17 protein-coding genes are annotated in these 24,723 nt (G+C 71.8%); 13 read left to right on the top strand and 4 right to left on the bottom strand.

The genetic code is table 11. The features are described from left to right. Window position 1: 1 nt before the first annotated feature. Both BM070_RS06355 and BM070_RS06350 read right to left on the bottom strand, forming a co-directional pair. Window positions 2-2,047, bottom strand: coding sequence for a RecQ family ATP-dependent DNA helicase (locus BM070_RS06355; RefSeq protein ID WP_092938936.1), 2,046 nt, complete (start codon window positions 2,045-2,047; stop codon window positions 2-4). Between the two features lie 180 nt (window positions 2,048-2,227). Continuing rightward, window positions 2,228-3,232: a LacI family DNA-binding transcriptional regulator gene (locus BM070_RS06350; RefSeq protein WP_092938658.1), complete on the bottom strand. Its 1,005-nt coding sequence runs from the start codon at window positions 3,230-3,232 to the stop codon at window positions 2,228-2,230. A gap of 177 nt (window positions 3,233-3,409) precedes the next feature. Here BM070_RS06350 and BM070_RS06345 point away from each other — a divergent pair, with 177 nt between their 5' ends. From BM070_RS06345 to pdeM, 8 genes are all read left to right on the top strand, one after another. Continuing rightward, window positions 3,410-4,594 (top strand): carbohydrate porin, encoded by a 1,185-nt coding sequence (locus tag BM070_RS06345; RefSeq protein WP_175518432.1) that lies wholly within the window; start codon window positions 3,410-3,412, stop codon window positions 4,592-4,594. A gap of 61 nt (window positions 4,595-4,655) precedes the next feature. Then, a complete protein-coding gene (gene gtfA / locus BM070_RS06340) occupies window positions 4,656-6,143 on the top strand; it encodes a sucrose phosphorylase (protein ID WP_092938654.1) in 1,488 nt (495 codons plus the stop codon). 46 nt (window positions 6,144-6,189) lie between these two features. Continuing rightward, window positions 6,190-7,437, top strand: a complete 1,248-nt coding sequence (locus BM070_RS06335) for an MFS transporter (RefSeq protein WP_092938652.1) — start codon at window positions 6,190-6,192, stop codon at window positions 7,435-7,437. Between the two features lie 32 nt (window positions 7,438-7,469). After that, window positions 7,470-8,396: a carbohydrate kinase family protein gene (locus BM070_RS06330; RefSeq protein WP_092938650.1), complete on the top strand. Its 927-nt coding sequence runs from the start codon at window positions 7,470-7,472 to the stop codon at window positions 8,394-8,396. 192 nt (window positions 8,397-8,588) lie between these two features. Next, a complete protein-coding gene (locus tag BM070_RS06325; protein WP_092938648.1) occupies window positions 8,589-9,698 on the top strand; it encodes a ligase-associated DNA damage response exonuclease in 1,110 nt (369 codons plus the stop codon). After that, entirely contained in the window at window positions 9,695-11,398 is a 1,704-nt protein-coding gene (locus BM070_RS06320) for an ATP-dependent DNA ligase (protein ID WP_092938646.1), read from the top strand. The genes BM070_RS06325 and BM070_RS06320 overlap by 4 nt, the downstream gene beginning before the upstream one ends. 83 nt (window positions 11,399-11,481) lie before the next feature. Further along, window positions 11,482-14,439, top strand: coding sequence for a ligase-associated DNA damage response DEXH box helicase (locus tag BM070_RS06315; protein ID WP_092938644.1), 2,958 nt, complete (start codon window positions 11,482-11,484; stop codon window positions 14,437-14,439). Between the two features lie 42 nt (window positions 14,440-14,481). Continuing rightward, on the top strand, window positions 14,482-15,189 hold the full coding sequence (gene pdeM, locus BM070_RS06310; protein ID WP_092938642.1) for a ligase-associated DNA damage response endonuclease PdeM: 708 nt from the start codon (window positions 14,482-14,484) through the stop codon (window positions 15,187-15,189). Here the strand turns inward: pdeM and BM070_RS06305 are convergent. Beyond that, the gene (locus BM070_RS06305; protein ID WP_092938640.1) at window positions 15,183-16,586 is read right to left on the bottom strand and encodes a diguanylate cyclase domain-containing protein; all 1,404 of its coding nucleotides are present in this window, start codon (window positions 16,584-16,586) and stop codon (window positions 15,183-15,185) included. The genes pdeM and BM070_RS06305 overlap by 7 nt on opposite strands. Window positions 16,587-16,865: 279 nt before the next feature. Here BM070_RS06305 and BM070_RS06300 point away from each other — a divergent pair, with 279 nt between their 5' ends. The 5 genes from BM070_RS06300 to BM070_RS06280 all read left to right on the top strand — a co-directional run bounded on the left by BM070_RS06300 (window position 16,866) and on the right by BM070_RS06280 (window position 24,019). After that, on the top strand, window positions 16,866-17,714 hold the full coding sequence (locus BM070_RS06300) for a plasmid replication/partition related protein (RefSeq protein WP_092938638.1): 849 nt from the start codon (window positions 16,866-16,868) through the stop codon (window positions 17,712-17,714). Between the two features lie 191 nt (window positions 17,715-17,905). After that, window positions 17,906-21,361 carry a response regulator gene (locus BM070_RS06295; protein WP_092938934.1) on the top strand — a complete coding sequence of 1,152 codons (3,456 nt, stop codon included), beginning with the start codon at window positions 17,906-17,908 and terminating at the stop codon, window positions 21,359-21,361. Continuing rightward, on the top strand, window positions 21,361-22,218 hold the full coding sequence (locus BM070_RS06290; RefSeq protein ID WP_245785134.1) for a CheR family methyltransferase: 858 nt from the start codon (window positions 21,361-21,363) through the stop codon (window positions 22,216-22,218). Before BM070_RS06295 ends, BM070_RS06290 begins: the two co-directional genes overlap by 1 nt. Continuing rightward, a complete protein-coding gene (locus BM070_RS06285; protein ID WP_434803169.1) occupies window positions 22,215-22,847 on the top strand; it encodes a chemotaxis protein CheB in 633 nt (210 codons plus the stop codon). The genes BM070_RS06290 and BM070_RS06285 overlap by 4 nt, the downstream gene beginning before the upstream one ends. Then, window positions 22,844-24,019, top strand: a complete 1,176-nt coding sequence (locus BM070_RS06280; RefSeq protein WP_434803168.1) for a hybrid sensor histidine kinase/response regulator — start codon at window positions 22,844-22,846, stop codon at window positions 24,017-24,019. The genes BM070_RS06285 and BM070_RS06280 overlap by 4 nt, the downstream gene beginning before the upstream one ends. Before the next feature lie 314 nt (window positions 24,020-24,333). Here the strand turns inward: BM070_RS06280 and BM070_RS06275 are convergent, their stop codons facing one another. Further along, window positions 24,334-24,660, bottom strand: a complete 327-nt coding sequence (locus BM070_RS06275; RefSeq protein ID WP_353615603.1) for a response regulator — start codon at window positions 24,658-24,660, stop codon at window positions 24,334-24,336. Between the last annotated feature and the right edge of the window lie 63 nt (window positions 24,661-24,723).

The raw sequence follows: 24,723 nt of genomic DNA, 5'->3' as shown, positions 1-24,723 counted from the left end.
TCTAGGCGCTGCGCAGCTCCGGCACCTCGGCTGCTGCGATGGCCGCAGTGCCATCCACCACGGCCGGATCGTTGGCCGCCACCGCACGGCGCTTGCGGGCGCGGCGCACGAAGTCGGGGTGGAAGCAGCGCCGGCTGCCGTCCGCGAACGACACGGTGACCGATTGCGGGTCGAAGGCGGTGACTGTGCCTTCGCCATAGCGCTTCACGCGCACCAGCGCACCCAGCTCGAAGGCGGGCGTGGCCGCGACTGCCACTGCCGCTGCCGCTGCGGCTTGCCGGGGCTGGGTGGCGGCGGTGGCCGCGCTGGGGGCGCGGGTGCCGGCCGCAATGGGGCGCAGCGTGTGCGTCGCCGTGCCCTTGGCTTGCGCTTCAGCCGCCGCCTTGCGGGCCGGGCGCGCCGCACTGCCGGCCGCAGCACGCCGCGCGGCGGATGTGGGGGCGGGTGCGGCCGCAGGGGCGACCGGATGGGGCGACAGGGCTGCCCGGGCTTCTGCCTGGGCCTGGGCCATGCGCCGGCAGTTGTCGCAGACGCCGCAGGGCTCGGCCTCGTCGTTCTGGCTCATGTAGGAAAGCAACAGCTGCCAGCGGCAGCGGCCGGTCTGCGCGTAGATCACCATGCGCTCCAGCGCTTCCTGGTCGTGCTCGCGCTTTTGCACGTAGTCGTCCACCAGCTCGGCGAGGGCTTCCGCGCTCAGGTCTTGGCTGCGCAGGGCGATATGGCCCTCGACGTTCTGCACGGCGATGCGCCGGCGGCGCAGCAGGCTCAGCGCCACCTGCAGCTTGGGGCCCGGGCGGTCCAGCACGCGCTGCAGGGTTTCCATGTCCCACGCGGTGCTGTTGCCGGGCGGCGGGTCCTGCAGGGCTTCGTAGAGGGCGGAGAGGTCTTCCAGCGTGGGGTAGCGCCCGGCCAGGAAGAACTGCTGCACGGCCTTGTCCTTGCGCAGGTAGAGCAGGGTGCAGTCGGCGGGCTGGCCGTCGCGGCCGGCGCGGCCGGCTTCCTGGTAGTAGGCGTCGAGCCCGCCCGGCATCTGGTAGTGCACGACGAAGCGCACGTCCTGCTTGTCGATGCCCAGGCCGAAGGCGTTGGTGGCCACGATGACGCGCGTGTCGCCGCGCATGAAGCCGTCCTGCGCCGCGCTGCGCTCTGCCGACGGCATGCGGCCGTGGTAGAGGCCCGCCGACTCGCCCTTGGAGAGCAGCAGCGCATGCACGGCCTCGGCCGCCTTCACGGTGGCGGCATAGACGATGCCCGAGCCGCTGGCCTCGCGCACGGTGCGCAGCAGGCAGTCGTTCTTCTCCGCCTCGGTGGTCAGCTGCGCGGCGTGGAAGCGCAGGTTGGGGCGGTAGGTGCCGGTGTCGAGCACGCCGGCGGCCGGAATGCCCAGCTGGCGGCGGATGTCCTGCGCCACGGCGCCGGCGGCGGTGGCCGTCAGCGCCAGCACGGGCGGGCGGCCCAGGCGCGGCAGGGCCTGGGCGATGTCGAGGAAGGCGGGGCGGAAGTCGTGCCCCCATTGCGAGATGCAGTGCGCCTCGTCCACCACCAGCAGGCCGACCGGGCCGCTGCCGCAGAGCAGGTCCATGAAGGCGGCGTCCTTGAGGCGCTCGGGCGTGGTGAGGATGATGCGGGCGCTGCCGTCGCCGATGGCGGCTTCGGCCTGCTGGGTTTCGGCGCTGGAGAGCGCGCTGTGCAGCTGCACGGCGGCCACGCCGCAGGCGCGCAGCGAATCGCACTGGTCGCGCATGAGGGCGATCAGCGGCGAGACGACGACGGTGCGCGTGTCGGTCAGCACGGCCGGCAGCTGATAGCACAGGGACTTGCCCGCGCCGGTCGGCATGATGGCCAGGGTGTTCTCGCCCTCCAGCACGCGTTCGATCACCTCGCGCTGGCCGAGGCGCAGGCTGCTCAGCCCGAACACGTCCTTGAGTGCAGCGCGGATGCGTGCCGGGCTGGGAGGGCGCGGCGCGCCGGGAGCCTTCGCGGCGGTAGCGGAGGACGAATTGCGGCGGGGCACGGCAGTGCTGCGTGCAGCAGAAGAAGCAGGCATGGTGTGGTCAGCGATGGAAACCGCGCGGTGCACGGCCATGCTCCTGATCGTCGCGGCTGCGCACATTCCGCTGCGTGGGACGGCGCTTACGTCGGCTGTCGTCCCGCAGCGCAAGCCGGCGGGGTTCTGCGGGTTGCCTGGCCGCTGATCCTGCGGGGCAGGGGGCAGCTCCCGGGGGCGTCAGCTCCGCTGCAGCGTCGGCGGGTGCAGCCGTTGCAGGCCCTGCAGGGGCTCGCCGCGTAGCAGGTCCAGCACCATCTCGGCCAGTTCCACGCCGGTGGCGGCGGAATCGGCCTGCCGCACGCAGAGCAGGCCGGGTGGCACCGCTTCCGGGGGCAGTTCGCCATAGACCGCCAGTTCCAGGTCCTGCCCCAGCCGCAGTCCCTGCTCCTTCACGGCCTGCAGCGCGCCCTGGCCGGCCAGGTCGTTGTCCACCAACACGGCCTGGGGGCGGCCGGCGCCGGGCAGCGCCAGCAGTTGCTGCATGGCACGGTAGCCCGAGAGCGCATCGAAGGCGTCGCGCCGCACGGCGGCGGGCGGCAGCGTGGCATCGCCGGCGGCCTGCACGGTCGCGGCGAAGCCCGCATGGCGCTGCGCGGCGAAGCTGTAGCCGGGCGGCGCGCCCACGTAGCCCATGCGCCGCAGGCCGCTCGACAGAAAGTGCTCCGCCGCCTGCCGGCCGCCCGAATGGTTGTCGAAGTCCAGCCAGGCATGGGCCGGCAGCTGACTGTCTTCGGTGCGGCCATAGGCCACGAAGGGCATGCCGTGCCGGGCCAGCAGCTGCAGGCGCTCGTCCTGCACCTGGGTGCGCGCGACCACGAAGGCATCGACGCGCCGGGCGGCGATGGCCCGTTCGTAGGCGCGCAGTTCGTGGTCCTGCGGGGCGGAGACCAGCAGCAGGTCCATGCCGTCGCGCGCCAGCCGCTCGGTCATGGCGGCGGCCACGGTCAGGAACTGCACGTCGCTCGCGAGCTGCCCGGGAACGATGGGCAAGACCATGCCCACCGCCTCCGCCTTGCCCAGCGCCAGCCGCCGCGCCGTGGCGTTGGGGCGGTAGCCCAGGCGCTGCGCGGCGGCCTGCACCTGCAGCCGGGTGCCTTCGGCCACCTCGGGGTAGTCGTTGAGGGCGCGGCTGACCGTGGTCAGCGAGAGCTTGAGTTCGGCGGCGATCTGCTTGAGGGACATGGTGGCGGCGAAAAACCGCCCTAGTGCAACTACTAAGGCGTATTCAAAGCGCTTTGGGAGAAAATCAAAGCGCTTTGAATTTGGGTGAACGATAAAAAGAGGGAGGCAAACCTGATGTGTGAATGTATGGCGAAGGCCTTGGCGGCCCGGGCATTCCTGGCAGTTGCAAGCGCTTTGATGATAGCGGCGGCCCCTGGCGCGCAGGCCGCCGAACCGGCGGGCGAATGGGAGTTCAGCGCCTATCTGCGCACTGGCGCGGCGCGCGCCTCGGTGGATGGCGCCCGGCGCGGCGGCTACAGCCTGGGCCTGCCCGGGCAGAAGCTGCGGCTGGGCAACGAGGGCGATTTCTACGGCGAAGCCCGGCTGGGCCGCAGCTTCGATCTGGGCTCGGGCCTGAAGCTGCGTGCGCTCTGGGGCGGCGCCCTCTACGACCCCACGCCCACGCCGGACAACCCGCGCTACACGCTCAAGCAGGCCTTCGTCGAGCTGCAGGGCCTGCCCCTGCTGCCCGCGCAGGCGGCAGTGTGGTTCGGCCGCCGCGCCTGGCAGCGCGAGCACCTGCACATCGTGGATACCGACTACCTGCTGCCCGACAGCGGCCAGGGCGCGGGCATCCACGGCCTGCCGCTCGGGCCCGGCCAATTGGGCGTGGCCTATTTCGGCAAGAGCATCCAGACGCCGGAGCAGGGCGTGCAGCGCGAGGTCGATGCCTCGCGCCTGAGCGTGGACTGGAGCGCCGTGCCCATGGGCGAACGCGGCGACCTGCGCGTGCAGGGCAGCCTGGTGCATGCCCGCAGCGGCGCGGCCGGCGAGCGCGACGGGCATTCGCTGTCGCTGCGCCACCGCACCTCGGCCGAGATGGAGCCGCGCAGCCTGCGCCACCTCACCTGGCTGCAGTTCGCGTCGGGCCGGGGCGCGCTGGACAACGGCTTCGGCTCCTTCGCCGGCACCGGCGGGCGCACGGCGCGGCGGCTGGTGCATGCGGTGGAGGGCCAGTTCGGCCCTTTGGGCGGACAGGCGCTGGCCGGCGTGGAGCGCGGCCGCAGCCAGGGCGCCTCCCGCAGCGACAACGGCTGGGTGGCGGGCGGCCGGATCAGCTGGGATGTGGCGCCCCACGCCAAGCTGCTGTTCGAGGCTGGGCACAACGAGCGCCGGCCCGATGACGGCAGCCCGCTGCAGCGCCTGAGCAAGTTCACCTTCGCCCCGGCGCTGGCCGGCAAGCCCGGCATCAATGGCCGGCCGGAGCTGCGGCTCTTCGTCACCCATGTCCGCATGAACGGCGCGGCATCGTCCGCGCTGGCCATGCCGGGCGGCGCCCGCAGCGTCACGCTGGTGGGCCTGCAGCTGGAAACCTGGCTGTAGGCCTGTCTCACCCTTTTTTCCTTGTCCCTGTCGTTCCTCCCGCCCCCGAAGGCCTGTTCCCATGAAAAACCAAGTCCAGCTCATCACCTACGCAGACCGCCTCGCAGGCCATTTCCCCGGCCTGGCCGAACTGCTGGCGGGGCCGCTGGCGCAGGCCATCGGCGGGGTGCACGTGCTGCCGTTCTTCGACCCCATCGACGGGGCCGATGCCGGCTTCGACCCCAGCGACCACACCGCCGTCGATCCGCGCCTGGGCGACTGGGACGACGTGCGCGCCTTGGGCGAGCGGGTCGAGCTGATGGCCGACCTGATCGTCAACCACGTCTCCGATGCCTCGCCGCAGTTCCAGGACTTCCTGCGCCAGGGCGATGCCTCGCCCTATGCCGGCATGTTCCTCACGCTCGGCAGCGTGTTCCCCGCAGGCGCGAGCGAAGAGGATCTGCTGCGCATCTACCGCCCGCGCCCCGGCCTGCCGCTGACCAGCGTGACCCTGGGCAACGGCGACAAGCGCCTGCTCTGGACCACCTTCACGCCCCAGCAGGTGGACATCGACGTGCAGCACCCCGAGGGCCAGGCCTACCTGCGCGCCATCCTGCAGCGCTTCCAGCAGGCCGGCGTGCGCGCGATCCGCCTCGACGCGGCGGGCTACGCCATCAAGAAGGCCGGCACCAGCTGCTTCATGATCCCCGAGACCTTCGACTTCATCGGCCGTCTGAGCGAAGAGGCGCGCGGCCTCGGCATGGAGGTGCTGGTGGAGATCCACAGCTACTACCAGACCCAGATCGAGATCGCGGCCAAGGTGGACCGGGTCTATGACTTCGCGCTGCCGCCGCTGGTGCTGCACGCGCTGTTCCAGGCCGATGCCGGGCCGCTCGCGCGCTGGCTGGCCATCAGCCCGCGCAACGCCGTCACGGTGCTGGACACGCACGACGGCATCGGCGTGATCGACGTGGGCGCGGACGCCGCCACCGGCAGGCCCGGCCTGCTGCCGCCCGAGGCCATCGACGCGCTGGTGGAAACCATCCACGCCCACAGCGGCGGCCAGAGCCGCCAGGCCACGGGCGCGGCGGCCTCCAACCTGGACCTCTACCAGGTCAACTGCACCTACTACGACGCGCTCGCCCGCGACGACGAGGCCTACCTGACGGCGCGCGCCATCCAGTTCTTCGCGCCCGGCGTGCCGCAGGTCTATTACGTGGGCCTGCTGGGCGGCGTGAACGACATGGCGCTGCTGGAGCGCACCCGCGTGGGCCGCGACATCAACCGCCACCACTACGCGGCCGCCGAAGTGCGCGACTGCCTGCAGACGCCCATGGTGCGCCGCCTGCTCGCGCTGGCCGCCTGGCGCAACAAGCACCCCGCGTTCGCGGGCGAGTTCGCCGTGCTGCCCGCCGCGCCCGGCCACCTGTCGCTGGCCTGGACGCAGGGCGCCGCCCAGGCCCGGCTGGACGTGGACCTGGCCGCGCGCAGCGCCGTCATCACCCAGCAGGGCGGCCCGGAAGGCGAGCCCGCGCGCTGGGTGGTGGCCGGCCCGGACGCCGCACGCTGAAGGGCGCGGCGCCCACGACATCCAGACATCACGAGGAGACAACGCCATGAACCCGAACGCCACCCTGCCGCAGCAGGCCCGCCAGCTGCGCTGGCTCACCTGCCTGATGTTCCTGATCTTCGCCATGACGACCGACGCGGTCGGCGTGATCCTGCCCGAGGTGATCCGCACCTACGGCCTGAGCATGACGGCCGCGAGCGCCTTCCACTACGGCACCATGCTGGCCATCGCGCTGTCGGGGTTCCTGCTGGGCGGCCTGGCCGACCGCTGGGGGCGCAAGGCCACCATCCTGCTGGGCCTGGGCCTCTTCGCGGTCGCCAGCGGCCTCTTCGCGGTGGGCGACGGCTTCGGCTTCTTCCTCGGCCTGCTCATGCTCTCGGGCGTGGCCATCGGCATCTTCAAGACCGGGGCGCTGGCGCTGATCGGAGACATCTCGCGCTCCACCAGCGAGCACACCGCCACCATGAACACGGTGGAGGGCTTCTTCGCCATCGGCGCCATCATCGGCCCGGCCCTGGTGACCTGGCTGCTGCATGCCGGCCTGCCCTGGAAGTGGCTCTACCTGGCCGCCGCCGTGCTGGCCCTGGTGCTGGTGGTGTCCGCCGCCGCCGTGCGCTATCCGCAGCGGCCCGCCGCCGTGCCCGCCACCCGCGCCGCGCCCGGCGCCAGCCTGGGCCAGTGCTTCGCCCTCATGCGCCAGCCCTACGTGCTGGGCTTCGCGCTCGCGCTCTTTTTCTACGTGGCGGTGGAATGCGCCATCTACGTCTGGCTGCCCACGCTGCTGCAGGGCTACGCAGGCCCGGCGGCGCTGCTGGCGGCCTATGCGCTGCCGGTGTTCTTCGCGCTGCGCGCCATCGGCCGCTTCCTGGGCGGCTGGCTGCTGCGCCATGTCGAATGGTCGCTGCTGACCTGCGCCATGGCCTTGCTGATCGCCCTGTGCTTTGCCGGCGCGCTCTGGGGCGGCGTGGCCTGGGCGGTGTATCTGCTGCCGGCGTCGGGCCTGTTCATGTCGGTGCTCTACCCCACGCTCAACTCCAAGGGCATCAGCTGCGCGCCGCGTTCGCAGCACGGCGCCGTGGCCGGGCTGAACCTGTTCTTCTCGTGCCTGGCGGCGGCGGCCGGCCCGTTCGCCATGGGGCTGGCGGCCGATGCCTTCGGCAGCATGCGCTACGGCTTCGCGCTGGCGGCGGGCTTCGCCGCGCTGCTCTTCGTCGGCCTGCTCTGGAACTGGCTGCGCCAGCCGGTGCGCGAGCACCTGGCGCGCTGCGACGAGCGCGACTATGCCGGCGCCTGATGCCATCAACGACGAAGAGGGAGGGCAACAACATGTTCGTGGTCTGCGGTGAGGCGCTGATGGATGTCTATGTGCGCGACAGCACGCCCACCGGGCTGCTGCTGGACGCGCGCGTGGGCGGCTCGCCCTTCAACATGGCCGTGGGGCTGGCGCGCCTGGGCCAGCCGGTGCAGCTGCTGGCCGGCCTTTCGCAGGACGTGTACGGCGAGCGGCTGCTGCAGACCCTGCGCGACGAGGGCGTGGGCGCGGCGCTGGTGGTCCACAGCCCGGCGCCCACCACGCTCAGCGTGGTCAGCGTCAACCATGCCGGCGTGCCCAGCTACGCCTTCCACGGCCATGGCGCGGCCGACCGCCAGCTGCACCCGCACACGCTGCCGGCGCTGCCCGAGGCGGCGCAGGTGCTGCAGTTCGGCTCGTATTCCATGGTGGTGGAGCCGGTGGGCGGCACCTTGCAGGCCCTGGCGGCGGCCGAGCGCGGGCGCCGCCTCATCGCCTACGACCCCAACGTGCGCCTGAACGTCGAGCCCGACGTGGCGCGCTGGCGCAGCGTGGTGGGCGAGATGGTGGGGCGCTCCGACCTGGTCAAGGTCAGCGACGAGGACCTGGGCCTGCTCTACCCCGACGAATCGCCCGCCCACGTGGCCGAGCGCTGGCTGGCGCAGGGGGCGCGGCTGGTGGTGGTCACGCGCGGCGCCACCGGCAGCGAGGCCTGGAACCGCCAGGGCCATGCCGCGGCGCAGTCGCTGCTGGTGGATGTGGTGGACACGGTGGGCGCGGGCGACACCTTCCAGGCCGCGCTGCTGACCTGGCTGGCCGAGCACGGCGGGCTGAGCGCTCAGGCGCTGGACACGCTCGATGCCCACCAGCTGGGCGCCATGCTGCGCTTCGGCGCGCGGGCGGCTTCCATCACCTGCTCGCGCCGGGGCGCCGACATGCCCCGCCGGGCGGAGCTGCTCTAGCTGCCGGCGCACCGCATCCCACCCGTAGGCGGCGGCTGACATCACCGTGCGGCGGCGCCCGCCGCACTGCCCCAGCGGGCCCGGCCAGAATCTCCCCATGCAAGCGCAGAAGGCACCGTTCACTACGTACACGGCATTGGGTCGTGGGGTCAGGCAGGGTGCGTCGGAGCGCTGCTCCCTTTTCGTGACTCCATGCCGCCTGCCGCGCTGAGCCCTCCGCAGCAGCCCGGCAGCGAGTCCGCCGGCGACCTCGTCGTCGCCCGGCCGCAGGGCCTGTATTGCCCGGCCGGCGACTTCTACATCGACCCTTGGCGGCCGGTGGAACGCGCGGTCATCACGCACGGCCATTCCGACCATGCCCGCATGGGCCACGCCCATTACCTGGCGCATACCGACAGCGCCGGCACGCTGCGCCAGCGGCTGGGCGCGGGCATCGACCTGCAGACGCTGGCCTACGGCGAGGCGATCGAGCACCACGGAGTGAAGCTCTCGCTGCATCCGGCCGGCCACGTGCTGGGCTCGGCCCAGGTGCGGCTGGAGCATGCGGGCCGCGTGTGGGTCGCCTCGGGCGACTACAAGACCCAGGACGACGGCACCTGCACCCCCTTCGAGCCCGTGCGCTGCGACACCTTCATCACCGAATCCACCTTCGGCCTGCCCATCTACCGCTGGCCCACGCAGGCCGAGCTGTTCGCCGGCATCGACGCCTGGTGGCGCGCCAACGCGCAGGAGGGGCGCCCCTCGGTGCTCTTCTGCTATGCCTTCGGCAAGGCCCAGCGCATCCTGCACGGGGTGGACCGCAGCATCGGCCCCATCGTGGTCCACGGCGCGGTGGAGCCGCTCAATGCCGTCTATCGCGCGGCCGGCGTCGATCTGCCGCCCACGCTGCGCGCCACCGATCCCGAGGTCACGCCCCAGCTTCTGAAGACGGCGCTGGTGCTGGCACCGCCCTCGGCCCAGGGCACGCCGTGGATGCGCCGCTTCGCCCGCCATTCCGACGCCTTCGCCAGCGGCTGGATGCAGCTGCGCGGCACGCGGCGGCGGCGTGGGGTGGACCGGGGCTTCGTCATGTCCGACCATGCCGACTGGCCGGGCCTGCAGTCGGCCATCGGCGCCACGGGGGCCGAGCGCGTCTTCGTCACCCACGGCAGCGTCTCCATCCTGGTGCGCTGGCTGCGCGAGCAGGGGCTGGATGCGCAGTCCTTCCACACCGAATACGGCGACGAGGACGAGCAGCCCGCCGCAGCGGCCGAGGCCGCGCCGGAAGCCGCCACACCCGAGCCGGAGCCGCCCGGCCCATGAAGGACTTCGCCGCGCTCTACCACGCGCTGGATGCCAGCACCTCCAGCCTCGCCAAGCAGGCCGCGCTGCAGGCCTATCTGCGTGCCGCCGCGCCGGGCGATGCGGCCTGGGCCGTGTATTTCCTGGCCGGCGGCAAGCCGCGCCAGCTGGTGCCCACCAAGCTGCTGCGCACCTTCGCCCGCGAGGCGGCGGGCCTGCCCGAATGGCTGTTCGACGAAAGCTACGACGCCGTGGGCGACCTGGCCGAAACCATCGCCCTGCTGCTGCCCCCGCCCGCGCAGACCCACGCGCTGGGCCTGGCCGACTGGATGGAGCAGCACCTGCTGCCCCTGCGCGGCCAGCCGCCCGAGGCGCTGCAGCCGCTGCTGCGAAGCCAGTGGGTGGCGCTCGCGCCCGATGAGCGGCTGGTGTATTTCAAGCTCATCACCGGCGCCTTCCGCGTGGGCGTGTCGCGGCTGCAGGTCACGCAGGCGCTGGCGGCGGTGAGCGGCGTCGATGCCAAGCGCATCGCCCAGCGCCTCATGGGCTACACCCACATCGGCGCCCGGCCTACGGCCGACGATTACCTGCGGCTGGTGGCGGCCACGGCCGACGACGGCACCGACGGCGCGGCCGACGGCGAGCTGCGCGGCCATCCGTACCCCTTCTTCCTGGCCCACCCGCTGCAGCTGCCGGTGGAGCAGTTCGACGCCGCGCTGGGCCCGCCCGCCGACTGGCTGGTGGAATGGAAGTGGGACGGCATCCGCGCCCAGCTGGTGCGCCGTGCCGCGGCCGACGGATCGGCCCAGGGCACCTGGCTCTGGTCGCGCGGCGAAGAACTGGTGAGCGACCGCTTTCCCGAACTCCAGGCCCTGGGCGACGCGCTGCCGCCCGGCACGGTGCTGGACGGCGAGATCGTCGTCTGGCGCGCCGCAGAGGGCGACGCGCCGGCCCGCGTGCGCCCCTTCGCCGACCTGCAAAAGCGCATCGGCCGCAAGACCCTGGGCCCCCGGCTGCTGCGCGATCTGCCCGTGGTGCTGCTGGCCTACGACCTGCTGGAAGAGGGCGGGCAAGACCTGCGTGCCCTGCCGCAGCACGAGCGCCGCGCCCGGCTGGAAGCCCTCGTCGCCCGCCACCCGCACCCGGCCCTGGTCGCCAGCCCGCGGCTGCAGGGCGGCACCTGGCAGCAGCTGGCCGAGCAGCGCGAGGGCGCCCGCGCCCTGGGCGTGGAGGGCATGATGCTCAAGGCCCGCAGCGCGCAGTACGGCGTGGGCCGCACCAAGGACGTGGGTGTCTGGTGGAAGTGGAAGATCGACCCGCTCTCGGTCGATGCCGTGCTGATCTATGCCCAGCGCGGCCACGGCCGGCGCGCCAGCCTCTACAGCGACTACACCTTCGCCGTCTGGGACGGCCCGCCCGAGGCGCCCGGCCGCCAGCTCGTGCCCTTCGCCAAGGCCTATTCGGGCCTGACCGATGCCGAGATGGCGCGGGTGGACGCCATCATCCGCAAGACCACCGTGGAGACCTTCGGCCCCGTGCGCAGCGTGCGGCCCACGCTGGTGTTCGAGCTGGGCTTCGAGGGCATCGCCCACAGCGCGCGCCACAAGAGCGGCATCGCCGTGCGCTTTCCGCGCATGCTGCGCTGGCGCGAGGACAAGCCCGTGGCCGAGGCCGATTCCCTGCAGACCCTGTCCGCGCTGCTGCCACAGGCCGATCGATGACAGCGGTTTGCTCTTGTATTGATAGCTGCCTGAGCCTGATTTCCAAGGGCTGCAGGCGCATTCGGCGCCCATAATCGCAGGCCATGACCGCCAGGCAGCTCGTCTCCCGCTGGTTCGCCGAACGCGGCTGGAAGCCCTTCGCCTTCCAGCGCGAGGTCTGGCGCGCCATCGCCGCCGGGCAGAGCGGACTGCTGCACGCCACCACCGGCGCGGGCAAGACCTATGCCGTCTGGCTCGGTGCGCTGCAGGCCTTCGCCGATGCGAAACCTGCACGAAAACGGGCCGCAGCGCAGGCGGATTCTGCGCATGTAGCTATTGAAAGCATAGCGAAAGCGCGCAAGCCCACGCCCGCGCCGCTCACCGTGCTCTGGCTCACCCCCATGCGCGCCCTGGCCGCCGACACCCTGCGCGCCCTGCAGACCCCGCTGGATGCGCTCGCGCCCGACCACCCCGTGCTGGCCCGCTGGACGGCCGGCGCCCGCACCGGCGACACCACCAGCGGCGAGCGCAGCGCCCAGCAGCGCCGCCTGCCCACCGTGCTGGTGACCACGCCCGAGAGCCTGTCGCTGCTGCTGGCCCGCGCCGATGCGCGCGAGACGCTGGCCACCGTGCAGCTGGTGGTGGCCGACGAATGGCACGAACTGCTGGGCAACAAGCGCGGCGTGCAGGTGCAGCTGGCCATCGCCCGGCTGCGCGGCTGGAACCCTGCGCTGCGCGTCTGGGGCATGTCGGCCACGCTCGGCAACCTGCCCGAGGCGATGCAGGCCCTGCTGGGCGAGCCCGAGGCCGGCCGGCCCCCGGGCGTGCTGGTGCAGGGCCAGGTGGACAAGCGCCTGGTGGTGGACACGCTGCTGCCCGACCATCCCGAGCGCTTTTCGTGGGCCGGCCACCTGGGCCTGGCCATGCTGCCGGCCGTGGTGCGTGAGCTGGCTTCGTCGGGCACCACCCTGGTCTTCGTCAACGTGCGCTCGCAGGCCGAGCTCTGGTACAAGGCCATCCTCGATGCGCGGCCCGACTGGGCGGGCGAGCTGGCCATCCACCACGGCTCGCTGGACCGGGCGGTGCGCGAATGGGTGGAGGCGGGCCTCAAGGCCGGCCGCCTGCGCGCCGTGGTCTGCACCAGCAGCCTGGACCTGGGCGTGGACTTCCTGCCCGTGGAGCGCGTGCTGCAGATCGGCTCGGCCAAGGGCGTGGCGCGCCTCCTGCAGCGCGCCGGACGATCGGGCCATGCGCCTGGGCGGCCCTCGCGCATCACCCTGGTGCCCACCCACAGCCTGGAGCTGGTGGAGGCCGCCGCCGCCCGCGCCGCCGTGCGCGCCGGCCAGGTCGAGATGCGCGCCAGCCCGCGCCGCCCGGTCGATGTGCTGGTGCAGCACCTGGTCACCGTGGCCCTGGGCGGCGGCTTCGAGCCCGAGGCGCTCTACGCCGAAGTGCGCCGCACGGCCGCCTACCGCGACCTGCCGCGCGAGGTCTGGCAGTGGTGCCTGGACTTCGTCCACCGGGGCGGCCCCTCGCTCGCCGTCTATCCCGACTACCAGCGCGTGGCGCCGGGCGATGACGGCGTCTGGCGCATGCCCAGCCCGCGCCTCGCGCGCCGCCACCGCGCCAACATCGGCACCATCGTGAGCGACGCCAGCATGAGCGTGCAGGTGCTGCACGGCGCCCGGCTGGGCAGCATGGAAGAGAGCTTCCTCTCGCGCCTCTCGCCCGGCGACTGCTTCGTGTTCGCGGGCAACGTGCTGGAGCTGGTGAGGATCGAGGACATGACCGCCTACGTGCGCCGCGCCGCGCGCGGGCGGCCCACCGTGCCGCGCTGGGGTGGCTCGCGCATGCCCCTGTCCACCGTGCTGGCCGACTTCGTGGTGCGCCAGCTGGCCCGCGCCGCGGCCGGCGACTTCGGCGAGCCCGAACTGCGCTGCGTGCGCCCGCTCTTGGAGGTGCAGCAGCGCTGGTCGGCCCTGCCCACGCCCGGCACCCTGCTGGCGGAAACCCTGCGCACGCGCGAAGGCTGGCACCTCTTTCTCTACCCCTTCGCCGGCCGGCACGCCCACACCGGACTGGCCAGCCTGTTCGCCTGGCGCGCCGCGCAGGGCCAGGCCGGCACCTTTTCCATCGCCGTGAACGACTACGGCCTGGAACTGCTCAGCGCCACCGAGCGCGACTGGGCCGCGCTGCTGCCCGGCCTGCTGCGCACCGAGGCGTCCGGGCCGCCGGCCGAAGACGACGCCGCCGGCCTGGGCGCCGACGAGGCCCTGGCCATCCGCAACACGGCCAACGCCCTGGCCGAGGTAGATGCCGATGCCGACGCGGAAGAGGGCGCCGCCGCCCGCCGCGCCCTGCTGCACGAGGTGCTGGCCAGCCTCAACGCCACCGAGATGGCGCGCCGGCGCTTCCGCGAGATCGCCCGCGTGGCCGGCCTCATCTTCCAGAGCCACCCGGGCGAGCGCCGCAGCGCCCGCCAGCTGCAGGCCTCGTCGCAGCTCTTCTTCGAGGTCTTCCGGCAGTACGACGCGGCCAACCTGCTGCTGCGCCAGGCCGACGAAGAGGTGCTGAGCCAGGAACTGGACGTGGCCCAGCTGCTGGCCGCGCTGCGCCGCATGCAGGGGCAGCGGCTCGAAGTGCGGGCGCTGGTGCGGCCCAGCCCCTTCGCCTTTCCGCTGATGGTGGAGCGCTTCCGCGAAAAGCTCAGCAACGAAGACCTGGCCGACCGCATCGCCCGCATGCTCGCCCAGCTCGACGGCGCGGCCGACGTGCCGGCCGGCGAGGGCGAACCCGCCGCCCCGCGCGTGCAGGACGTGGTGCCCGCCGATCCGCCCGAGCGACCCCGCAGGCGCCGCACGGCGGGCAAGGCGGGAACGGCCGCGCCAGAGGCTGCAGAGGCCGTGGAGCCGGTGGAGCCCGGCCCGCTGCAGGCCGCTGCCGCCTCGGTGCGGCGCATGCTCGACTTCTCGCTCACCAGCGCCGATGCGCCCGAGGGCGACGCCAGCCCGCGCCGGCCGCGCCGCGAGCGCAAGCCCTCGCGCCCCTTGCCGCGCCTGTGAGATCGTGAACACGTTCTGAAGCGCCTGGCTACCATCGGCGGCATGCCCTCCGTCTCCGCAACCGCGCCCTTCGTGCCCGATCCGCTGGCCGGCGCCCATGCCCTGCAGATCGCGGGCGAAGCCGTGCACCTGCTGCCCGAGCGCGCCCTGTGGTGGCCCGCCGCCGGCACCGTGTTCGTGGCCGACGTGCATCTGGGCAAGGCCGCCACCTTCCGCGCGCGCGGCATTCCCGTGCCGGGCGGCACGACGCAAGGCAACCTGCAGCGGCTGACGGCCCTGCTGGACGGCCTGGCGGCGCAGCGGCTGGCGGTGCTGGGCGACTTCCTGCACGCGGCCGAGGCGCAGAACCCCGCGCTGCTGGCCGCGCTGGCCGGCTGGCGCGCGCAGCATGCCGGCGTCGCCATGGCGCTGGTGCGCGGCAACCACGACAGCCATGCGGGCGACCCGCCACCCAGCCTGGACATCGCCGTGGTGGACGAGCCCTGGCACGCCGGCCCCTTCGCCGGCTGCCACCACCCGCAGCAACATGCCACCCAGCATGTGCTGGCGGGCCACGTGCATCCCTCCACCGTGCTGCGCGGGCCGGGGCGCGATGCGGTGCGGCTGCCGTGCTTCGCGGTGACGGAGCGGCTCACGCTGCTGCCGGCCTTCGGGCTCTTCACCGGCAGCGCGGCGCTGGCTGCGGAGCCGGGGCGGCGCCTCTTCGCCGTGGGCGGCGGGCGGGTCTGGCCGGTGCCGGCAGGCTACTGACCGGCCGCGCTGGCGGGTGGCGCGATGGCCGGCTGCGGGCGCGCCCCTGGGGCGTAAGCCACGGACACGCGGTTGCCGCCGCTTTTCTTGGACTCATACATCGCCTCGTCGGCATGCACCAGCAGGCGGTGTTCCTCATCGCCGTGGTCCGGGTAGCTCGCGATGCCGATGCTGGGCCGGATGTGCAGGCGGTTGCCTTCGAGATCGAACGCCTGGTCGAAGGCGAGCCGGACCTTCTCGGCCGTGCCGGCGGCATGCTCGGCCAGGTGGCAGCCCTCGATCAGCACCACGAACTCGTCGCCACCCAGCCGGGCCACCGTGTCGGAGGCGCGCACGCATTCCAGCAGGCGCTGCGCCACGCCCTGCAGCAGCAAATCGCCCATGGCGTGGCCCAGCGTGTCGTTCACCTCCTTGAAGCGGTCCAGGTCGATGAACAGCAGCGACAGCGGCTGCTGGTCGCGCCGGGCCCGCGCCAGCGCGGTCTTGAGGCGGTCCAGGAACAGCTGGCGGTTGGGCAGCTGGGTGAGCGGGTCGTACTGCGCCATGTGCCGCAGGCGTTCGAGCATCTGCTTGCGCTCGATGGCGGCCGTCACCTGGGTGGAAATGAACTGCAGCAGCTCCTGGTCCTTGGCGGTATAGATCGCCTTGTCGGAATAGCCCTGCAGCACCAGCACGCCGATGACGCCCAGCGCGCCATTGGAGGTCTGCAGCGGCACGCCCAGCCAGGAATGCGGCTGCGGCACGGGCAGGTGGGCCTTGAGCGCCGCCGGGGTGTCGGGCGTGAGCAGCAGCGCGGCCCCGGTGCGGATCACCTCCGCGCACAGCGGCGCCTGGGCCAGCGGCAGGGGCGGCGGGGCCGGGTGGTGCGTGTCGGCGTAGTAAGGGAAGCTCAGCGTCTGCGCCGCGGCGTCGTAGAGCGCCACGGAGAGATTGGTGGCGGGCAGCAGCCGGCCGATGATCCGGTGGATGCGCGCGAGCAGCGACTCCAGCGTCTGCTCGGCGTGCGCCGCCTCCGAGATGTCGTAGATGGCCGCCTGCAGCGCCTCGGTGGCCTTGCGCTCGGTGATGTCGTGCGCCACGGCCAGGCGCACCTGGTGTTCCTCGATCCAGCGCGCCGTCCAGCGGATGTGGGCGACGCGCCCGTCCTTGCGGATGTAGCGGTTCTCGAAGTGCAGCTGGAGCTCGCCGGCGTTGACGTTCTGCGCCTGCGTCTGGGTCACGGGCAGGTCGTCGGGGTGCACCATGTCGAGCATGCGCTTGCCGACCACCTCCGGCGGCGCATAGCCGAAGATGCGCTCGAAGGCAGCGCTCACGAAGACGATGGTGCTGTCCAGCTCGACGACGCACACGGCGTCGAGCAGCATGTCCACGATGTTCAGGGTCGAAATGCGTTGCATGAGGCAGAAATACGTCTCGTGGCCGGACCCATTGTGCCGCGATGCCATGACCGGGGCTGCCTGGGGCGTGAGGGTGTGGCGTGGTTTCCGCGGGGTTGTGCGCAAGATACACCACGGCGCCGGCCCGCCCGCCGGCTATACCCCGCGCGTTCGGCGAACGGCGTCACCCGGGCCGCGCCTTCGCCGATGCGCCTGGTGGCGCGCTGCCAGCCACCGGCTCCGACCCGGGACACTAGAATCGCGCCCTTTGCCGCCGGGCAGCGCCGGCCACCGCCCATCATGAACATCGTCGTCAACGAAGAACTCAAGGCCTACATCGACCCGCTCACCCCCCAGGAGCACGAGGCGCTGGAGCGCAGCATCCTCGCCGAGGGCTGCCGCGATGCGCTGGTGCTCTGGGGCGACCTGCTGATCGACGGCCACAACCGCTACGGCATCTGCACCAAGCACGGCCTGCCGTTCAACACGGTGCAGGCCACGCGCTTCCAGACCATGGAAGACGTGCACCTCTGGATGATCGACCAGCACCTGGGCCGGCGCAGCGTGTCGGATTTCCAGCGCGGCGTGCTGGCCCTGCGCAAGAAGGAGATCGTGCAGGCGCGCCAGGCGCGGGCAGCGGCAGCCGCCCCGGCCGAGGGCGATGCGCCGGCGGCCGAAGCCGCACCCGCTGCGGCTCCCGCCGCCGCCGGTGGCGAGGAATCGCTGGCCAGCCGAGAGGCCATCGCCCGTGCGGCCCGCATCAGCAGCAACCAGGTGGTGATGATCGAGAAGATCCGCAGCCAGGCCGCGCCCGAGGTGGTGGAGGCGGTGAAGTCCGGCGTGATCTCCATCAACGCCGCGGCGGCCGTGGCCACGCTGCCGCAGGAAGAGCAGGTGGCGGCAGCCACCGCCGGCAAGGACGAGCTGCGCCAGGCCGCCAAGCGCGTGCGCGAAGCCAAGCGCAAGCCGGCCGCCACCGCTGCTGCCGACGAGAGCGCGGCAGCGCCCGAAGGCGGCGCCAGTGCCGCCGCCCCGGCCGACGAACTGCAGGCCCTGCGCGAACGCGTGGCCGCCCTCACGGCCGAGAACGCCGCGCTGCGCGCGCGGCTGCAGGCCCTGGGCGATCACGACGCGTCCGCGCCCTTCTAAACAATCCCTGCACCATCTGGCGGGCAGGCGGCTGCCGCATTCGCGCGCCGGGGCCGGGGGAGGCGGTTTGCAGGTCTTTGCCTACAAGCGGGCGGGCGGCCCAACCCTATCATCCGCCACCATTCTTTTTACCGACCTCTCCCGTGACCCCCTTTGTGGATGAAGACATGCGGCGCCTGGAGCGCCCGACCATGCCGCTGCGCCTGTTCATCGGCTTCATGCTGGCCGCCCTGGCCACGGTGGTGATCGCGGTATTCACTTACCAGAGCAGCCAGTACCGGGCCGTGGCCGTGGGCCGCATCAATGCGGGGGTGGAGGTCATATCGCAGGTGCAGGCCGTGCTGTCCACGCTCCAGAACGCGGAGACGGGCCAGCGCGGCTACCTGCTGACCCGCAAGGACCGCTACCTGGACCCGTACTCGGCCTCCGTGTCGGCGCTGAGCCAGGAGTTCACCGTGCTGCGCCGGCTGCTGGCCGACAGCGCCGAGCAGCTCGCCCGGCTGGACCGGGTCGAGGCCCTGACCAACGTCAAGATGGCGGAGCTGCGCCGTACCGTGGAGCTGCAGCGCGCCGGCCAGACCGAGGCGGCGCTGGCCGTGGTGCAGAGCGACGAAGGCCTGGTCGTGATGAACGACATCCGCGCCGTGCTGCAGCAGATGCTGGCGGCCGAGCGCGATTCGCTGGACGACCGCCGCAGCGAATGGGAGAACGCGGCCTCCTTCGCCGCCTATTTCACCTGGGGCAGCGCACTGGTGCTGCTGCTGATGATCTGCGTTTCCGCGGCCATGACGGCGCTGGACCACCGCAACAAGGCGCGCGAGAACTGGATCAAGAGCGGCCTGGTGGCGCTGAGCGCGCGCCTGCAGGGCGACCATCGCCTGGAGGAACTGGGCCAGCGGGTGGTGGAATTCCTCGCGCAGCGGCTGGATGCCAAGGTGGGCGCGGCCTACGTGACCGAAGGCCACGGCCTCTTCCAGCGCATGGGCGGCTATGGCCTGGAAGACGGCCAGCACAAGAATCGCGTGGCCAAGGGCGAAGGCCTGCTGGGCCAGGCCGCGCAGTCGCGCGAGCTGCTGCACGTGCGCGACGTGCCGCCGAGCTACCTGCCCATCACCTCCGGCCTGGGCCGGGGCCTGCCGACGGAAGTCGTCATCGTGCCCGCGCTGCTGCATGGCGCGGTGCACGGGCTGATCGAGCTGGGCTTCCTGCGCAAGCTCACGCGCACGGACATCGACTTCCTGCAGCGCGCGGCCGAGCAGGTGGCGCTGTCGATGCGTTCGGCCATCGACCGCACGCAGCTGGAGGCGCTGCTGTCCGAGACCCAGCGCCAGTCCGAGGAGCTGCAGGCCCAGCAGGAGGAACTGCGCGTCAGCAACGAAGAGCTGGAGCAGCAAAGCCGCGTGCTGCAGGAGTCGCAGGCCCAGCTGGAGGCGCAGCAGGCCGAGCTGGAGCAGACCAATGCCCAGCTGGAAGAGCAGACCCAGCAGCTCGAATACCAGAAGCAGCAGCTGCTGCGCGCGCAGGACGCGCTGAGCGACAAGGCCCGCGACCTGGAGCTGGCCAGCCAGTACAAGAGCGAATTCCTCGCCAACATGAGCCACGAGCTGCGCACGCCGCTCAATTCCAGCCTGATCCTGGCCAAGCTGCTGTCCGACAACAAGCAGGGCAACCTGACGCCGGACCAGGTGCGCTATGCGCAGACCATCCTGGGCGCGGGCAACGACCTGCTGGCCCTCATCAACGACATCCTCGACCTGTCCAAGATCGAGGCCGGGCAAGCCTCCATCACGGTGGAGACGGTCCATGTCGCGCGCTCGGTGCAGGGCTGGGTCGAGCCGCTGCGCGCGCTGGCCGAGGACAAGGGCCTGCGCCTGGATTCCAGCGTGGACCCGGCCGTGCCCGCCACCATCCAGACCGACCCGCAGCGCCTGGGCCAGGTGCTCAAGAACCTGCTGTCGAACGCGCTCAAGTTCACCGAGCAGGGCGAGGTCACCCTGCGCGTGCTGCCGCAGGCCGACGGCATGGTGGCCTTCGAAGTGAAGGACACGGGCATCGGCATCGCCGAGCACCAGCAGGAACTGATCTTCGAGGCCTTCCGCCAGGCCGACGGCAGCACCCACCGCAAATACGGCGGCACGGGCCTGGGCCTGTCGATCTCGCGCGACCTCGCCCAGCTGCTGGGCGGCAGCATCCGCGTGCAGAGCGCGCCGGGGCAGGGCAGCACCTTCACGCTGCTGCTGCCCGTGCAGGCGCCCGAGGCGGCCAGCGTGCCCGAGAAACAGACGCCTGCGGCGGCCGCCACGCCCGCTCCCGCCGCGCCGCGGGCCATGCCTGCGCCGGCCCCCATGGCTACGGACGCGCTGGCGCTGCCCCCGGATGCGGTGCTGCCCGAGCCCGCCGTGCCGCGCCGCCCCGGCAGCGTGAAGGACGACCGCGACCAGCTCGTATCCGGCCAGCGCACGATGCTGGTCATCGAGGACGATCCGCGCTTCGCCCGCATCCTCTACGACCTGGCGCGCGAGATGGGCTTCCAGTGCGTGGTCGCGCATGCCGGCGGCGAAGGCCTGGCGGCGGCGCTCGAATACCGGCCCCACGCCGTTGTGCTCGACATGAACCTGCCCGACTTCTCCGGCCTGGGCGTGCTCGACCAGCTCAAGCGCAACCCGGCGACCCGGCACATTCCGGTGCATGTGGTGTCGGTGGCCGACTATGCGCAGGAAGCCCTGGGCCGCGGCGCCATGGGCTATGCGCTCAAGCCGGTCAAGCGCGAGGAACTGGTGCAGGCGCTCGAGCGCATGGAGGCCAAGTTCACGCAGAGCCTGCGCCGCGTGCTGGTGGTGGAGGACGACGAGCGCCAGCGCCAGCGCGAGAGCGTGGGCCATCTGCTGGCCAACGGCGACGTGGAGATCGTCGGCGCCGACACCGCCCGCCGCGCGCTGGAGCTGCTGCGCACCAGCACCTTCGACTGCATGGTGATGGACCTGAATCTGCCCGACCTGAGCGGCTACGAGCTGCTCGAGCAGATGGCCAGCCAGGACGACGTGGCCTTCCCGCCGGTCATCGTCTATACGGGCCGCTCGCTCACGGCGGCCGAGGAGCAGCAGCTGCGGCGCTTCTCCAAGTCCATCATCATCAAGGACGCGCGCTCGCCCGAGCGCCTGCTGGACGAGGTCACGCTGTTCCTGCACCAAGTGGAATCGGCCCTGCCGGTGGAGCGCCGCAAGATGCTGCAGGTCGCGCGCGACCGCGACTCCAGCTTCGAGGGCCGCACCATCCTGATCGTGGAAGACGACGTGCGCAACGTGTTCGCGCTCTCCAGCGTGCTGGAGCCGACCGGCGCGCGCGTGGAGATCGCCCGCAACGGGCGCGAGGCCCTGGAAGCGCTGGAGCGCGCCCATGCCGCCGGCGGCACGCCGGTGGACATGGTGCTGATGGACATCATGATGCCGGAGATGGACGGCTTCACCGCCATGGCCGAGATCCGCAAGCGCACCGAATGGCGCCGCCTGCCGATCATCGCCCTCACCGCCAAGGCCATGAAGGACGACCAGGAGAAGTGCCTCGCCGCCGGCGCCAACGACTACATCGCCAAGCCGCTCGACGTCGAGAAGCTGCTCTCCCTGGTGCGCGTGTGGATGCCCAAATGATGCTGATGGAGAGGGAGGCCGCCGTGCCGCAGCGCAAGAAGACCTTCGACATCGAGCAGCAGCTGCTGATCGAGGCGATCTACCACCGCTACCACTACGACTTCCGCGGCTACGCGCAGGCCTCGCTCAAGCGGCGCCTGCAGACGGCGCTCACGCGCTTCGACTGCCGCACGCTGTCGCAGCTGCAGCACCTGGTGCTGCACGAGCCCGAGGTGTTCCCGGCCATGCTGGAATACCTCACCGTGCAGGTCAGCGAGATGTTCCGCGACCCGGCCTACTTCAGGGCCCTGCGCGAGAAGGTCGTGCCGCTGTTGCGCACCTACCCTTCGCTCAAGATCTGGGTGGCCGGCTGCAGCACGGGCGAGGAGGTGTATTCGCTCGCCATCCTGCTGCGCGAGGAGGGCCTGCTCGAACGCACGCTGATCTACGCCACCGACATCAACGCCACAGCGCTGCAGAAGGCCGAGGCCGGCATCTACGACATCGAGCGCGCGCGCGGCTTCACCGAGAACCATGCCGCCTCCGGCGGGCGCAGCTCCCTCTCGGAGCACTACACCGCCGCCTACGGCCGCATGCTGATCGACAAGACGCTGCGCCGGCACATCGTGTTTTCCGACCACAGCCTCGCCACCGACAGCGTGTTCGCCGAGATGCAGCTGGTGTCGTGCCGCAACGTGCTGATCTATTTCGACCGCGACCTGCAGAACCGCGCCCTCTCGCTCTTCGAAGAGGCGCTCTGCCACAAGGGCTTCCTGGGGCTGGGCTCCAAGGAGTCGCTGCGCTTTTCCACCCAGGCGCCGAACTTCGACGAATTCGTGCCCGAAGAGCGCATCTACCGCAAGAAGGCCGGTTTGTGACCGCGCCGGGCGATGAGGGGTGCGCGGGCGGTGCACCGGCCGCGCTGCCGCAAGAGCGCCTGCAGGTGGTGGTGATCGGCGGCTCGGCCGGCAGCATCGACGCGCTCGGCGTGCTGCTGCCGGCGCTGCCCGCCACGCTGCGCGCGACCGTGGTGGTGGTGGTGCATCTGCCCCGCGAGCGGCCCAGCCTGCTCTGCCAGATCTTCCAGCCGCGCTGCGCCCTGCCGGTGCGCGAGGCGCAGGACAAGGAGCCGCTCGAGCCCGGCACCATCTACTTCGCCCCGCCCGACTACCATCTGCTGCTGGATGCCGGCCCCACGCTGGCGCTCTCGGTCGATGAGCCGGTGCATTTCTCGCGCCCGTCGATCGACGTGCTGTTCGAGACCGCGGCCGACGCCTGCGGCAGCCAGCTGCTGGCGATCCTGCTGTCGGGCGCGAACGCCGACGGTGCGCAGGGCCTGGTTGCCGTGCAGGTGGCCGGCGGCACCACGCTGGTGCAGTCGCCGGCCAGCTGCGCCGTGCCTTTCATGCCCGAGGCTGCACTCGCCGTGATGCAGCCGGGCCACTTATTGACGCCGGAGGGCATGGCTGCGCTGCTGCTCGAATGGCATTCAGGGAGACGCCTGTGATTCTTTCCCCCTCTTCCTCCTCCTCCGCTTCCCCCGCAGGCGCCGCGGCCCAGCCGCCGCGCGTGAAGTGCCTCATCGTCGATGACGTCGAGGAGAACCTGATCGCGCTGGAGGCGCTGCTGGGCCAGTGCGACGTGGACATCCTCAAGGCCGCCTCCGGTCCGCAGGCGCTGGAACTCTTGCTGCAGCACACCGACGTGGCCCTGGCGCTGCTGGACGTGCAGATGCCCGAGATGAACGGCTTCGAGCTGGCGGAGCTGCTGCGCGGCAGCGAGCGCACGCGGCACATCCCGCTGATCTTCATGACCGCCGGCTCGCGCGACCAGAACTGGCAGTTCAAGGGCTACGAATCGGGTGCGGTGGACTTCCTCTACAAGCCCATCGACCCGCATATGCTGGTCAACAAGGCCAACGTCTTCTTCCAGCTGCAGCAGCAGAAGCTGGCGCTGGCCCGCGAGCTGCAGGAGCGCACCGAGGCGCTGCGCGTCAACGACATGTTCATGGCCGTGCTCAGCCACGACCTGCGCGGCCCCTTGAGCGCCATCCTGGCGTCCGCCCTGGTGCTGCAGCGCCCGCACGATGCCGACAAGGTGCCGCTGCTGGCCGGCAAGATCCAGGCGAGCGGCCGGCGCATGAGCCGCATGATCGAAGACCTGCTGGACGTGACGCGGGTGCGGCAGGCCGGCGGCCTCGCCATGAGCCGCAGCGAGCGGGCCGATCTGGCCGATGCCGCCGCGCGCACCGTCCAGGAGCTGCGCGACAGCCACCCCGAGCGGCCCATCGACCTGCAGCGCCAGGGCGACCTGCACGGCTGGTGGGATGCCGAGCGGCTCTGCCAGGTCATCGCCAACCTGCTGGGCAACGCCATCCACCACGGCACGCCCGAGCGGCCCGTGAGCCTCCTGCTCGACGGCAGCGCGCCGCACGAGGTGGTGCTGCGCACGAGCAACGGCGGCACCATCCCACCGGAGCTGCTGCCCCATCTCTTCGACCCGTTCCGGGGCAGCGCCCAGCAGATCGCGCCGGGCAAGCACCGCGGGCTGGGGCTGGGCCTCTACATCGTCCACCAGATCGTGCTGGCGCACGAGGGCCGCATCACGGTGCAGTCGCGGGGCGGAGTGACGGAGTTCGAGGTGCGCCTGCCGCGCGGCGAGGGCAGCGCGGCGGCGTGAGGCGAGGGCCGCTGCGGGCGGGGGCCCTGCAGCGCTTGGCGGCTCAGAACGTGTTTACGATCTCGCAGGGGATCGCGTTGGAGCGCAATCGGGATGAGTGGATGCTTCGGATGCGCCGCATGGGCTCATGCCCATGCAAGCAGCCGGGGCGTTCAATCGCCCGATTTCGCTCCAACCCGAAGGGCAGCTACGTCGGCGGGCGGTCTGCGGCGTTGCGGCGCTTGTGGATAGCCGTGCTATCCACTGCGCACCGCGCCTTGCATCCCATCCCGCCGACGTAGCTGCGCGACCCCTGGGAGATCGTAAACACGTTCTCAGGCCGCTTCCGGCGCCTGGTGGGCGGCCTGCACCTCTTCCAGCAGACGGTCGAGGGCGTCCATCTCGAAGGGCTTGGCCAGGGCGCGCACGTTGGGGCCCAGGACCTGCAGGTCGTCGCCCAGGTGGTAGCCCGAGCACAGCACCAGCCAGCGCCGTCCGTCCTTGGCCAGCAGCTTGCGCGCCAGCTCCGCACCCGACATGCCGGGCAGGCTCACGTCGGAGATGACCAGATCGAAAGGCGCCAGGCCATCGAGCTTCAGCGCCTCCTCGGCCGTGGCGCAGGTGATGACCTGGCGGCCATCGCTTTCCAGCAGCAGGCTCATGGCATCCCGCAGTTCGCAGTTCGCAGTTATCTTCGACGTACAGGAGGCGCAGGGGGGTCATGC

This window comes from Paracidovorax wautersii (assembly GCF_900113035.1).
Taxonomy (GTDB): Bacteria; Pseudomonadota; Gammaproteobacteria; order Burkholderiales; family Burkholderiaceae_C; genus Paracidovorax; species Paracidovorax wautersii.
Note: the sequence above shows the minus strand (reverse complement) of the source record. Positions and strands in the feature narration are given on the sequence as shown.